Origin of the sequence: uncultured Bacteroides sp., from assembly GCF_902491285.1 — a bacterium.
In the GTDB taxonomy this organism is placed as follows: domain Bacteria; phylum Bacteroidota; class Bacteroidia; order Bacteroidales; family Bacteroidaceae; genus Bacteroides.
This window is the reverse complement of sequence record NZ_CABUHK010000038.1, coordinates 36,018-50,613: the sequence shown is the minus strand read 5'-3', so window position 1 is coordinate 50,613 and position 14,596 is coordinate 36,018. Positions and strand designations below refer to the sequence as shown.

The 14,596-nt window shown below is 45.4% G+C and carries 8 protein-coding genes; 1 reads left to right on the top strand and 7 read right to left on the bottom strand.

What is annotated here, in order from left to right; genetic code table 11:
• The first annotated feature begins 258 nt into the window (after nt 1–258).
• Nucleotides 259–417 (top strand): hypothetical protein, encoded by a 159-nt coding sequence (locus RDN93_RS11550; protein WP_308745676.1) that lies wholly within the window; start codon nt 259–261, stop codon nt 415–417.
• Nucleotides 418–473: 56 nt separating this feature from the next.
• On the opposite strand, the gene RDN93_RS11545 is transcribed toward RDN93_RS11550, so the two are convergent.
• The 7 genes from RDN93_RS11545 to RDN93_RS11515 form a co-directional block, all read right to left on the bottom strand.
• Entirely contained in the window at nt 474–2,801 is a 2,328-nt protein-coding gene (locus RDN93_RS11545) for a beta-galactosidase (RefSeq protein WP_308745675.1), read from the bottom strand.
• A 12-nt stretch (nt 2,802–2,813) separates the two neighbouring features.
• The gene (locus RDN93_RS11540; protein ID WP_308745677.1) at nt 2,814–4,187 is read right to left on the bottom strand and encodes a Gfo/Idh/MocA family oxidoreductase; all 1,374 of its coding nucleotides are present in this window, start codon (nt 4,185–4,187) and stop codon (nt 2,814–2,816) included.
• 69 nt (nt 4,188–4,256) lie between these two features.
• On the bottom strand, nt 4,257–8,084 hold the full coding sequence (locus RDN93_RS11535; RefSeq protein WP_308745674.1) for a glycoside hydrolase domain-containing protein: 3,828 nt from the start codon (nt 8,082–8,084) through the stop codon (nt 4,257–4,259).
• A gap of 71 nt (nt 8,085–8,155) precedes the next feature.
• Complete coding sequence (locus RDN93_RS11530) at nt 8,156–9,745, bottom strand: right-handed parallel beta-helix repeat-containing protein (RefSeq protein WP_308745673.1); 1,590 nt, start codon at nt 9,743–9,745, stop codon at nt 8,156–8,158.
• A 33-nt stretch (nt 9,746–9,778) separates the two neighbouring features.
• Entirely contained in the window at nt 9,779–11,470 is a 1,692-nt protein-coding gene (locus RDN93_RS11525; RefSeq protein ID WP_308745672.1) for a right-handed parallel beta-helix repeat-containing protein, read from the bottom strand.
• A gap of 103 nt (nt 11,471–11,573) precedes the next feature.
• Nucleotides 11,574–12,926, bottom strand: coding sequence for an IPT/TIG domain-containing protein (locus RDN93_RS11520; RefSeq protein ID WP_308745671.1), 1,353 nt, complete (start codon nt 12,924–12,926; stop codon nt 11,574–11,576).
• 8 nt (nt 12,927–12,934) lie between these two features.
• Complete coding sequence (locus RDN93_RS11515) at nt 12,935–14,578, bottom strand: IPT/TIG domain-containing protein (protein ID WP_308745670.1); 1,644 nt, start codon at nt 14,576–14,578, stop codon at nt 12,935–12,937.
• Nucleotides 14,579–14,596: the final 18 nt, after the last annotated feature.

Genomic DNA, 14,596 nt, shown 5'->3' with positions numbered 1-14,596 from the left:
ATCAGCGTTCGAGCCATACTGTATCGCGTTTTCTGAGTTTTATCGGACAGCAATAATAATATATAAGGGCTTTACGTATGATATATAGGAGAAAAAGAAGAAAAACGGGTACTTGAAACCGAAACAGGCATAAGATTAGAGGCTATATGAAGCAAATCAGGCACAAAAAGCAGCCGGCATGGAGTATACAGACTTAGCACAAGAAACATATATTACACTGGTTACAAGCCTATTAGTTGTTAAAAGTAAAAAATCAGTATGAGGGCAAAAGTTACTATCAGGGGGATAAAACGACCTGACACCATAGAGGAAACAACGATGAACAAAGCGATTCAAGATATTTATGAGGGTATGAGGGCAAAAATGAATAAAAACTTTTTAGAAAGAGAAGCCCTTTCCGCACACCAATCTCAATAAGCAGAGAGATGAAAACGTGAGGAAAGGGCAAATATGATGTGATTCAATCCTGTAACCTACTGACGAAACAAAAAGAATTGCGGGCGGGTATATATCCGGATATCTTTTACTTTTCCGGATAAGAATGACCCTTCACGCACTTTCACCCGCAGGGCAGAAACCTTATATATCTCTTTCATATCAATAATGATCTGATGAGGATGAGTAGAACTAACAGCCGGGTCTGTATGCCAGAATGAAGAGACATCGCCATCATATAAATTCTCTCCTATCCCAAGATTTTTATCAGACAGTTCACTACTTACATAAACCACATCCCACTTTGTCTTATCAATCGCCTGTCCCTTATCATCCAACAACTCAACCTCTGAAATACAAGCTTGATTGTCATCGGTATAAGAAGAAAGCGTTTCGATGCAAAAATGGCGGAGAGTAGCGGCAACAGGAAATGCAAATTGTTGCCAGTCATTGGTTTCCTGCACGGTAGCTTCCAGTGCAACATCCCCCTTCTCAAGAATCGGAGTTCCCTGAACGGCGCGGCGTTGCCCTTGCCGATAATTCTTGTCCACTCCCAAACTATCAAGTATGGGACGGTCCAACCCTTGTAAAGTACGGTTGCCGGTATCTTCCATTTCAAAAACGACTATTTCATTCTCCCCTTCTTTCAGCCACGGGGCAGGCAAATATAAAGTCTGCTGCGGACCGATATTCCAAAACCGTCCTAGCGATTTACCATTCACCCAAACAGCACCTTTCCCCCAACGGCTCATATCAACAAAGCAGTCGCCTTTCTTCTGAATGGTGAATATTCCCCGATGGAAAGCCGGTTTCCCCTGGATACTCCCGCCAAAATTCATTTCGGAGACCTTTTCTTTGTAAAGCGGCAAAGGAGTGATAGACCATCCGGTCAACTTTTCATCTCCCCACAATACCTGATTCGTAATTCCTTTCCGGTTGAACAATATATCAGGACCATAATTGACACGGCCCGAATTTTCGACCAATATTTCTAATTTAGCAGGAGCTTTCCGGATATCGAGCATCACATTGTTCTGATTGTAACGGCGATCCAAGCTTGCCACTTGTCTACCGTCGACCAGAATCACGGCATAATCACGCAAATCCTGTATTATCAGTTTTTGCTTGCCCGCCTTGTTGAGAGTAGTCTCATAATGTATATAACCGAAATCAACTCCCAAATCTTCCATTGAAAGCACATTTTCCGATTCGGTAGTCTGATGAAAAGCAGCTTTCAGCGGAGCACTTTCTTTCAGTTCAATCGTTGCAAATGCCGTCGTAGGATTATCAGCAGGCACTTCCGGCAGAACCGTTCCTTGAGGCAAATATTTCTGAATAACCTCCCTGAAAGCATGATATTTCGGATAACAGTTTCCCCATTCCCCCAAAGGCGCATCATAATCATAGCTTGTAGGCTGCGGACGGTAGCCACCGGCCGTATTCGCACCGTTCGTATACCAGAAATTCGTTCCTCCGTGAAACATATACATACTGACAGATACTCCATGCCCCAGCATCCAGTCCAGTTGTTCCGCCGGACGTTTATAATCGACCGTCGAATGATGCTGTCCCCATACGTCGAACCATGCCGGATAAAATTCCGCCACAAAATACGGACCGCCCGGATGATATTTATCCACGATTTTAAAGATATCTTCGCTGAATACTCCATTCAATGTCGGCAATGCCCCATCGATATGTCCGGCCTCAACCTGTCCGCCACCGTCACAAGTAAACAGCGGGACATTGAACCCTGCATCTTTTATCATATCGCGGAGAGCTGCCAGATATTCCTTATCCGCCGCGTAAGAGCCATATTCGTTTTCCACCTGCACCATGAGTATATTTCCCCCGTTATTGACAGTCAACGGCGCCAACTGTTTGCCAAGCGCTTTTATATACCGTTCACAATATTGCAGGAAGCGGGAATCTTTGCTGCGGTAAACCATGTCCTTTTCTTTCAACAGCCAAGAAGGGTATCCGCCGAAGTCCCACTCAGCACAGACATAAGGTCCCGGACGTAATATCACATACAAACCTTCTTCCTGTGCCAGACGGACAAACTCGGCAACATCTGCCTGCCCGCTGAAATCAAACTCACCGGGCTGACGCTCGTGAAAGTTCCAAAACACGTAAACCGAGATTGTGTTCAGCCCCATCGCACGGGCTCTCTGCAGCCGGTCGCGCCAGTATTCGTGAGGGATGCGGGGATAATGCATCTCCCCGCAAATCAACTGTACATCCTTGCCGTCAATAGTAAAAGCTCCCGCATCTGCCTTGATACGCTCTTTCGAAGACAAACAGGCACTCAGTAGAAACGGCATCAACAGACAAAGCAGATTTTTATAAAATTGTTGTTGTTTCATCTGTTTCTCCTCTTAGTTTACAAAAGCATGTTGATACTTAGTAACCTTGTTCCACCCACCGCGTGTAAAATCGGGTACTGCTACCGGAGCCGAGTTATTTTCAATGGAAAGACGAGTCAACTCGGCCATGCAGCACCATTCGGCCAAATCATAGACATCCATATCCAACGGCAATCCATTGCGCAAGCAATAAACCAGCCGGTAATCCATTATATAGTCCATACCGCCATGACCGCCAACTTTCTTGGCCGTCTCTTCCAATTCCACATGAATAGGATGCTTGTATGCGTTCATCATTGCCACTTTTGCCTCTTCGGGCATAGCCCCGTGAGCGTTCAGGTTCTCATGATTGAGCACCACATTCGTATCCACCTGTTCCGGACGCAGACAGTATTCCTCAACCGGATATTTGCTGGCATATCCGTCGGTGCCGACCAACTGATACATACGGCTATACGGACGCGGAGTCATTACATTATGCTGGATAAGCATCGTCTTGCCGTTTTCGGTACGAATCACAGTAGTAGTCTGGTCGCCGTTCTGAAAGTCTTTCACCTCTTCGCCCGTTGTTTTCCGGATATATGCCGGACCGTTCACCGCCTTTGTATCCATTGCCACCAGCGTTTTCATGCGATCCCCCCGATGAATGTCAAGCAACTGGCAAGCAGGACCGATGCCGTGTGTAGCATATACGTCTCCGCGGTTGTTACGATTGTAGTCCATACGCCAATTGTTCCAGTAAGACGACCAATAATCCTCCAGATTATGAATATACGCCCCTTCTACATGCAGAATTTCACCAAACACACCCTGTTGAGCCATGTTCAACGTAGTGAGTTCAAAGAAATCATACACACAATTCTCCAGTTGCATACAGTGCTTGCGGGTCTTTTCGGAAGTATTTATAAGATTCCAGATTTCCTCCAATGTCATAGCAGCCGGGACTTCAATAGCAACGTGTTTTCCGTGCTCCATCGCATAGATACCCATTTCGGCATGATGTCTCCAGTCCGTCGCCACATAAACAAGATCAATATCGTCCCTGTCACACAACTGTTTCCATGAATTTTCATCCCCGTAATAAGCAGCAGCTTCCGGCAGACCGGCTTCCCGCAGAATATTCTGCGCTTTCTCCACACAATCCTGACGGATATCGCATAAAGCCTTAATCTGTGTTCCCGGAATATGCGTAAAGCGTGCGACAGCTCCCGGACCACGCATTCCCAATCCGATGAATCCGACACGTACCGTATCAATTTTGGGAGCAGTCAGCCGAATCACATCCTCCTGTCCGGCAGGACGCACCGGCGTTTCTACCACAATAGGCTGAACCGTATCCCCTTTATTTTGCTTACACGCCGAGAAAGCGATAAACAAACATACCATTGTTAAACTGAAAAATATCTTTTTCATAATCCTTATTGCTTATAATAAATTAGTTTAGTCATATTCTTCTCAAAAATTATTAATTGCTTTCCGGGCTTTGTCCACCATTTTTCCCGCCGGGGCATCTGCTAGGCGTTCAAGACGAAAGTCTGATAATATCTGTTCAATCCGTTTCAACTTGGCCGGATGATTCTTAAACTCATCCCTCAGTATACGAATCTTCTCAAAGTCCTGGATTCCTTCCTGCAACTTTTCCATTCGGACGGAAGAACGCCCGCCCGGATAAAACAGGAAACAGTCTCCGGCAGCCCAAGTACGGAAACGGGTATCTTGCAACGGCTCCTTCACCCAACTATTATATGCCCAACGCAAATACCCGTCAAAGTTTTCGGCAGCCGCATACCAGGCAAGCCAGCTCGATTCTGCCGGAGGTGAGAAAGTGAACATATTCGGACGCGCCTCAGTGCAGCAAGTATAATAAGTGCTTTTCTTCCCTTCCGCCTTCCGCTTTGCCAGTACATCCGCCGGAAACACCTGACCGGAAGCTATGCTATAATCATAAATGTCGCTCTCAATTTCATCATGGTAGTTGCCGGCAAGAGCCACTTTATAGCCCGGCTCCGCTTCGCGTATCAACGCAATCGCTTTCTGCATCTGCTCCATCGGACGTTCGTCCATGGCGATAGTTGTTATTTCAAACCAGCCCTTTTCCTTCAAATGGCGGGCGAAGTCTTTCAGGAAGGGAAGCCAGTAATCACGGTATTCAGCAGTTCCGACTTCAGCTTTCACCGATTTCATGCCATCAGAAGCCTGATCGTAATAGCGGAAAGATAACTTCCAAGGAATCAGTGAATAACAATTTATCTCACGGTCAATGCCCAAAGACATCATAAACTCCACCCAACGGTCGAATACTTCATAATTATACAACCAGCTTCCATCCAACTGACGTACACGCATCACCATTGAATCAAACGGGTCTTCAGTCTGCCCGCCCCAAGGCTGATGCATAATGGAAGCTGTAATACATTTCTGTCCGGCATCTGCCAACGGCAGAAAAATGGAACGCATAGCCGCAAAGTGCTCTTTACTCCATAAAGGAACCTGATGATAACGCGCCACCGAATAAGGATTCTGCCACAAATCAAGATGAAAAGCCCATTCCGCAGCAGGCGGCAGTTGCCTGCCGGATACTTTCAGTTCTATATCCAAAGGAGCAAACGAACTGTCGGGAAAGGTCAGCTTGCCCCGATATGTTCCCGAGGGGGTATCGGAAGGCACCTGACAACTGAGCCATACCGGTTGTGTCTGACGGCTTTTGATGTCACATATTCTCTTTATATCCAACACATCCGCTACCATTGAAGAATCAAACTCCGCATGATTGGTGCGATATCCGCAGCCCGACTTGCCATCTTTACTCAACTCATCGGTCATGATATAACGCAAAAAATAAGTACGGAGGGCAGAAGCCGGAATCACCGCACCGCCCGAACCTTTCAGGTCGCTGACTTCCGCCCGTATGTTTTTGCAGTCGCGCGTAGTCCAGAGCAATGCCAATGCATTGACCTTTTCCCCCTTCCATGCTGTACCTTTCCAGGTGCGGGCAGCCATTACATCCGTCACCGGCACGTTAGTACGGCTATAACGGACATCGGTCACCCCCCATGCACTGTTGTAGGCCGATTTGCACTGTTCCCACTTGGCCTCATCAATCGGTTTCGTATCGATAAGCTCCGCCAAGTCTGATGACGGGCAGGCAGCCGGAAGAGTTATCTCATTCACAATCTCTTCCAGAGACATACGCGGCGCATCGTCAGCGATTTTCAGATTCTTCTCCACCCACTCACGTTCCCAATGGAAATAATCGGGAGCTTTTGCCTGTTCGCCACGAAGCTGTGCACGCAAATAGTCGAAATATACAATCCAACGGTCTTTATAATAGGTATTCATCATACCCGCCCACTCTTTGTAAGCATAATCATGCAGGTTATCCTCCGAAGTCACATGCTCTCCCCAATAAGTAATCAACATCATCAGGTTATGGAGATTATTACTTTTCTCGGCAGAAGTGCCGCCTGCATCTTTGGCCTGTTGTTGCCAGGTGCTCAGACGGAAGAAAGGATCTTGAGACAATAATTCATTTTCCGTATCTATCATCGTAAGGAACCGGCGCGTTTCCTTCTCGAATTTCTCCGCATCCTTCGCTTGATAAGTGGCTACGATACCCGCAAAGACCTGATCGGCTTCGTTAGCTATCATCTGCCGCAGGAAGTGAATCAAATCAATGCGGTATGTACGGACATTGCGAAATTCCGGCAATGCTCCGGCAAATAACAATGCCGCTTCCTTATAAAGTTCCAAATCATACTTCTTCGCCAGCCGCCCCCAACTGGAAACCGATTTAAGCTCCAACGACGGACGTGCACAAAGAATATTTTCAGGAGGTCCTTCCTGATAACCTACCTCACTGCTGTATATTGATTTCAACATCAATCTCCAAGCTGCACGTACTTCATTGGTTATCTTACCATAACGTGCTGTGATATAGGCGTCAATCCACCGGTCGACATCTACGTGTTCCTTATGCCATACCAGTTCAAGCAACAGTTCATAAGCCACCGGATTATTGTTTATGCCTTCGGGCAATATCCCCACCCCCTTCATATAAGAAGAATATTCGCCTTGGGAAGCTCTATAAACTTCATCGGCAAAACGTTGCAGTTTTCCATTAATCCCCGGCCGTTCACCGAAATTAGTGACAGTAGCCCATATAAAAGGAGTTCCTTCGTATCCCTTACGGGTTTCCCAATTATTGGTATTCTCGCCAAATAATTCCTGAACAAGCACATACCTCTTGTCCAGTTTTTCCAATAAACCGGGTTTAGGATTATCCTGCCAGCCTTGCAACACCCAGATAGAACCGGGGAAATGCTTCTGCATCACTTTTTGTATAGCCCGTCCGGCATCTCCCAAAGACACTCCCTCCGTAGCTCCCCCCTCATGGAACGGGTCGCCGGAGAAGAAACGGATATCCGAACCGTACAGCCGGCGTGTCTCGTCATAGAAAATGGCGGCAATACGTTCAAACTCCGGATCTGTGGGATCAAGGATATCGGGACGCGTGAAAGCTCCCCAATTTCCCTGCGGGATAATATGAGCTTTGCTTTTGGTCTTCAAGTTACTCGGCACCATTCCATAAAAACCGGGCATTAAAGGTTCAATCCCCAACGACTTCATGCGTGCCAGCATTTTCTGAACCAATTTCTTCCGGCTGTCTATCTGCGACTGGGGCATAGGACCTCCCCAACCTTCGATGTTTCCCATCAGCCACCAGGCATTATAAGCCGGACCGGTGATGAAATCGGCTATTTCCTTCTCCGAATAGTTCATCCGCCTGAGCACGTTTTGCCATACGGCTTCCGAGCCGTTGGCCACAAGCATCAGGTTCACCCCATTAAGCGCCATCCAGTCGAGTTCCCATTGCCAGTCATCCCAGGTATAAAAACTCATGGTGTAGTTATAAGTACAGTAATTTAAAGCATAGCGATATATAGCAGAGGTTTTGACTGTTACTGGTTGTTCTACGACCGGAAGCTCAGTTACGGGGGCGAGCTGGTCACCAAGATGAGACATGCTTCGGTGACAATAGTATTTCAAATACCAATTGACACCAACTGCCGCTGTGTTTGCGTCAGTAGCTTTTACTACCAGATTCTTCCCGATAGTTTGCAGAGTGAAGCAATCACCGTCCGGAGAGGATACTGCCTCAAAGCGGATGTGCTTGGCAAGCCACGGCGCCCGGCGGTCTACAAGTCCCTGTACACCGTCGAACACGTCCGCATAACCTTTGACTACTACGAGAAGTAAAATAAACAATAGAAGTATTTTCTTCATAACTTATATAGTTAAGTTTCATAAATTCTTGAACCTGCATATTTGTCCCCATCTCAGGAGAAATATACAATTTACTGGTCGGCACCGATATTTATCTTGTTATCTCCGAGACGTTTATCACCGTCTATATCATACTCACCAATTATTGCGCCCGACATAATAAATCCAACATTTCTGACAGGAGATTCGGACAATAAATGCAAGTCAGGTTTTTCTACCTCCTTGTTTTTCAGTTGCGGATCTACATTGTAAACAGAGTTCTTGTCTCCGCTGGCTTTCTGCCATTCTGCGAAGTCTGTATATTCTTTTCCGTCCCAGAACCATTTCTGTACCTTTTGCCCGGGAGAAAAATAAAGATTGTACCCTATTTCATTCCTGTCTCCCGTTGCCGTATATTTACGTATGAATATATCCCGGTCGCTCAATGCATAAATAAGGTTATTCATTATTACATTATCCGTGCAGTTTTCCGTCAGACGGATTTCTCCTTCACTGTCTTTTGCATCGTTTATCTGTCCCGAATTGTTGGTCCCGTTCAATGAGCCGCCTACTAAATTATTGTTATATAGAGTATTGTTCACAATATGGCATCCGGAAGTCCCGCCATTGGTATATCCTATATAATCTCCCATATATATGCCTGTGCGGTAGTTGTTGTACACAAAGTTATTGCGTACGATACAATCTTTTGTGGACAGTTCGTTGCTTTCACTCACCAGTCCGATGGCACGGTCGCACTCCCATACTTCGTTTTGCTCAATGACAGTATTCGCTCCGCCACAGACATAAATGCCGATAGCCCCGTAAGCCGCAGGATTATTACAAACCACTTCCCAAAACTCAGGGGTGTATTGATGAGTACACCTATATACTTTATTCCTGCGAACGATTCCGTTGCGGGCATAATTCACCTTGATATCCCCACCCGGATTAAGATTATCGCCGCCGGCCACAATGATTCCGATATTTTCGACATCATGCACCTCACAATCCCGAACAACAAATCCGTCAACGTTTCCGGCAATCGTCAACGATTCACTCGTTCCGGTGTGCATATCAAAAATCTCACACTGCTCAATTGTAAGGTTGCGTATCGGTGTCTCATCGTTGGTCCCAAGCACCAGGATGGCGTGGGCACTGCGCCAATCGTCTTTACCGTGCGTATCCAGACACACGCTCTTGATATTGTATATTTTACAGTTGCGGATTGTGATATCACCCGATTTTCCGTTAATGAGTATCCCTTCCGGATCGGAATTGGGAGATGCATTCACCGCATTGCATATATGTAAGTCTTCCAGTGTCAAGTGTTGTATATCTCTCAACTGCACCAATGCCGACCATCCTTCCAGCTTCAAGCCTGTACCGTCAATCTTGGCTGTTTCGCCAGGATAGCTTTTGATAGTAATCGCTTTTCCCGGTTCGCCCGAACGTGTAGGAATGACAAACTCATGATATGCCCCTTCACGCAAAAAGACGGTGTCTCCCGGAAGGGCATATTCCAATGCCTTAGCCACTGTCTTCAACGGAGTATTCTTTCCGCCTTCCGCCAGGTCGTCACCACCGGGGGATACATACCACCCTGCAGCCGACTGATTAGAGCATCCGCACAGTAATGCTCCCATAAATAAAAAGTAGATTGCTTTTATATATTTTTTCATGTTTTCTCTATAAAAATAATACCCTATTGAACTTTATTGATAGGCTCCTATACTGATAGAGGAACCGCTGTAACGTGCATTTCCTGCAAAATCTTCAGTGCCATTAAAGTAGGAACTGATAAACCATCCCGCATTGACAGCCGGTGAACCTGTTTTCAGCCGGAAGTTAGGATTGCTCAAGCTCGGATTGACCAACAGAGGGTCTATATCGAACAAGGAACCCGTATCTCCACTGGCTGCTTTATAGGCTTCCCATGAGGTGTATTCTACGTTTTCCCATACCCAACGCTTGTTTTTGGGATTGGTGGAATAATAGATATTGTTGCTTATCTTGTTGCCTGTTCCGCTCGTAGTGTATTTGCGTACGAAAATATCCCTGTCTGTTACCGCATATACAAGGTTGTTCGCAATGACGTTATCATAGCAGTTTTTCGTCATGCGGAGTTCGCCTTCGCAACTGTCTTCATTATCCTTGATACCTTCGGTATTGTTTGTACCGTTGTATGAACCACCTACCAAATTGTTATGATAAAGCGTATTGTTCAGTATATGGCAGTTTCTCGTACCGCTTACTTCGTCGAAGAAGCCTATATAGTTGCCCATATAAATCCCCGTACGATAGTTGTTGTAAATTATATTGCTTCGCACAATACAATCCGTAGTGGAATATTGATCGCTTTCACTCACCAGTCCGATGGCACGGTCGCATCCCCACACTTCATTTTGCTCGACAATCGTACGTGCCCCTCCACATATATAGATACCAATAGCACCATAGGCATCTGTTCCCCAATAATCCGTCGAATTCTGATGCGTACATCTGTATATCTTATTACGACGGATTACACCGTCACGCGCAAAATTAACAGACAAGTCGCCACCAGGATTCAAGTTTTCTCCTCCTGCTACAATAATACCGATATTTTCCACATCATGCACTTTATTGTCTTGTATGGTAAAATTCGTCACATTACCCACCAGTGAGAATGTCTCACTCGTACCGCTATGAATATCATGAATATCACATTTCTCAATCAGGATGTCTCTGACAGGAGTTGTATGAAATCCTGTTATCAAAATGGCATGGGCGCTACGCCAATCATCCAGACCGTTGTTCACATCTTGTCCGGCTCGTGTACACGTGTTTTTGACATTATAAATTTCACATCCGCGAATCTCAATATTATTAGATGTCCCCGTGATATGAATACCTTCAGGATCGGCATTCTTGGCAGTATTTATGACGTTGCAGATATGCAGGTTTTCCACTGTGATAAAATTCACATCTTTAATTTGTACCAATGCATTGCCCCATCCCTCTATTTTCAGTCCTGTGCCGTCAATCTTGACAACTTCATTTTTATAGGCTTTAATAGTGATTCTCTTTTGGCGCGTACCCGACTTCGAAGGAGTCACATGCTCATTATACACACCTTCCCGCAAAAACACGGTATCACCGGGATTGGCTCTCAGCAAAGCCTTAGAGATTGTTTTCAGCGGAGTTGCAATCATTCCGTTAGACGAATCGTTACCATTCGGGGCAACAAACCAACTGACTGCTTTTGCCGGCTCCGGTTTTTCACCGTCATCACCGTCATCACCATCGTCTTTTCCGTCATCGCCTCCTTGTTCAGTATCAATAGCCTCATCCAGTTTATCATCACCGCATGAAACCATTCCCATTGCGAGAATAAAGCACAGCAATAGAACAAAATTCTTTTTCATTGTTTCTTCAGGATTATAGGGTTTACATTTTTCTAAATTAAAAAGTGATTGGATAGTCTGACAAGGCTTGCTTATGCACAAGCCTTGTCAACTCCTGTCCTGTTTACTCGTAAACAATCTTTCTTACCACATTATTCTTTCTGTCAAGTACATAGATCAATCCGTCCTTATCTACAGCCACATCTTCCGGTCCGCTGAATGTCGCAGCAGAACCATTGGCATCATTATACCCTGCCAAAGAACTTCCTGCAACAGTACGCACCACATGATTCTGCAAATCCAGTACACGGATACTTTGGTCTGCATTATTAATGTCACCACCATAGGCACCGTTACCTGCAATATAAATATTTCCATCAGGACCTACAGCCAAACCACCGGGGAAAGAAAAGCGAGCCTCGTTGAACGAACCGTCTACATAAGCCTGTTCGGTATTACCGGCTATTACAGAACGCTGCCATGATGAGCCATCATGCATATATTTCACAATACGGTGCACACCACTGTTAGCAGCTTCCGACACATAGATATCACCAGCGGCATCAACAACGATTCCCATACACAAAAGAGAACTTTCATTAACACCAACTTGCGTATCCGGACCATCCTGATTGAATTTCCAAACACCCGTAGACGGATGCGTATAATAAATATCGCCATTCCGTTTGTCTACTGCCAATGCCCAAGGCTGATTGCTCGTATTTCCCAATGTAGTAACCACGCCGTCAGGAGTAATCTGACGGATGGTATTATTACCAGTTTCAGTCACATAAATATTTCCGGCAGCGTCAGTATCCATTCCGTAAAGGTTAGAAAAACGTGCCTGCATCCCTGTACCATCAGCATAACCCCTCTGACCGGCAAAACCTGCCAGGGTAGTAACCGTTCCGTCAGGAGTAATCTTACGAATACATACATTGCCGGCTTCTCCTACATATACATTACCGTCATTGTCGACGCAGATACTTCCTCTCTGCCAAGGACCATACGTCCAATTGGCGTTATCTTCTTCGGTCACATCAAGATGCAACATTGTTTCAGAACCTTTACCGTCTTGGTAACCGGCTTCGCCATTTCCGGCAAACGTAGATACATTCGCGGCAAATGAATAAACAAAACTTTCAATTGTAGTAACCGGCTCGCGTCCGGCAATCGAAACTTTCAACCGCCCGTCACCCATACGGGCAGGGACTATAGCCATAATGTTATTCATATCACAACTCAGTACCGTTAAAGGTATATTACCTACCATTACGGAAACTTCATCAACATTAGTTGTAAAATTCTTACCGGTAATAAGAATTTCAGTCCCCGCACTACCGCTTGTGGGGTAGAAACGATTTACTACTACGGGACTTCCCGCATTATGCCCGTCATCATCTTTACAGCTGCCCAGCAGTCCTACACTACACACCAATAGGACAAGAGCAATATAGTGAATAAAATTTGTTTTCATAAGGTTTGTTATTTTTCAACAGTTGTAATCTTCTTCACGCAGTTATTCAGCCTATCCAACACATATACCGTGCCATCCTTGCCCACACATACGGCAGAAGGCGCACCGAACGAAGCCGGCAATATCTCTTCGGCAGAACTGATTCCCGCATATGCCGGTAAAGTGAACATACCGTCTTCATTACCGGAAGTTGCAGAGCCCGCAAAAGTTGTTACCATTCCGGTCTTCATATCTATATAGCGGATACTTTGATCGATATGTGAACACAGTCCGTCTTCATAAACTTTAGCACCATTTCCAGCTACCAATATATTGCCGTCCGGCGTAACCGCAATTCCCCAAGGAGAAGCAAAAGTGGCTTCCATACGAGGCCCGTCGCTATTTCCAGCTACCCCCGAACCTGCTACAACTTCCGGAGCACCCAACCCCGTCTCGGTATAAGGGAACCTGATAATCTGGTTGGAACGGCTCTTGACAGCATAAAGATCACCAGTGTTCTTATCCACATCCATTCCTCCAATATCCCATATATCATAAAGCCAATCACCTTGACTCTTAACACTTGTGCCATAATCATCCAAGTCTTTCATAAAAAGGCAATTGTCATTTCTGCTATAAAAACGATTATGCTTTTCATCAATGGCAATGATAGTGGATGCAGGATTTCCTAAGAAATGAGCTTTGCCGTCCGGCTCAAAGAATGCAGAAGTGCCAATCCAGCTATCACAAGCATAGATATTTCCTTTGCTATCTACCTTTATGTCTGCAGGACGAATATCCGCATCATAAGATCCCCCCTCCGTATACCGCCAGTCGATATTCCAATCCGGATTAGAGTTACCTTGACCGGCAGCTCTACTCAGCTTACCGTCCGGGGTAATCTTAGTAATACACATATTGCCAAGTTCACCTACATACACATTACCGTTATCATCAACAGCGATACTACCAAACCGATTAGCGTCCGCTCCTTCCCAAATAGAACTTCTGACAGAAAGCACATCGCTTCCCGGTAACGTAGTAACTGTACGTTCAAAGATAGGCGCATCATCATATGTAAAGTCTACCGAGAATGCTCTGCCATTAAAACTTAGGACAATAGGAAAAGTTCCTTCTTCTGCAAGTTCAGGGATTGTCACTAGAAAACACGCTTTTTCCGCATCAAATACACAAGTTGCTTCCACATCTTTATAAGTAGCGGTAGGATTCGTAATTTCCAGAGGCAAGTTTGAGATATAGATACTTACTTCCGTCCCTACTTTACCCATAGCAGGAGAATAACTGGCAAGTGCAGCTTTCTGGAAAGTAAATTTAGCTTTGGATTGTACAGCCTTACCGTCCACAGTCACCGTCAACGGTGCATTATCCACCAGCTCATTGTCCGGCACTTCTACTAGCAACTGCTCTTCGTTCGACTGCAAAACTGCTAATTCTACTCCATTGATACTCACGCTGACAGCATTTACATCCAACGCAAACTGTTCGCCGTTAATCAATAACTGTGTACCTCCTTTTCCCGTAGTCGGCGCAAAGTCAAAGATATTCAGTTCACCTGTAAAAAGCGGTTCTGATTTATCTTCATCGGTACAACCGGTGAATATGGCTGTTGTCAAAGCAACAACCATATATATATAATATGAAATTTTCTTCATTTTTCGTTCTATTAGAAT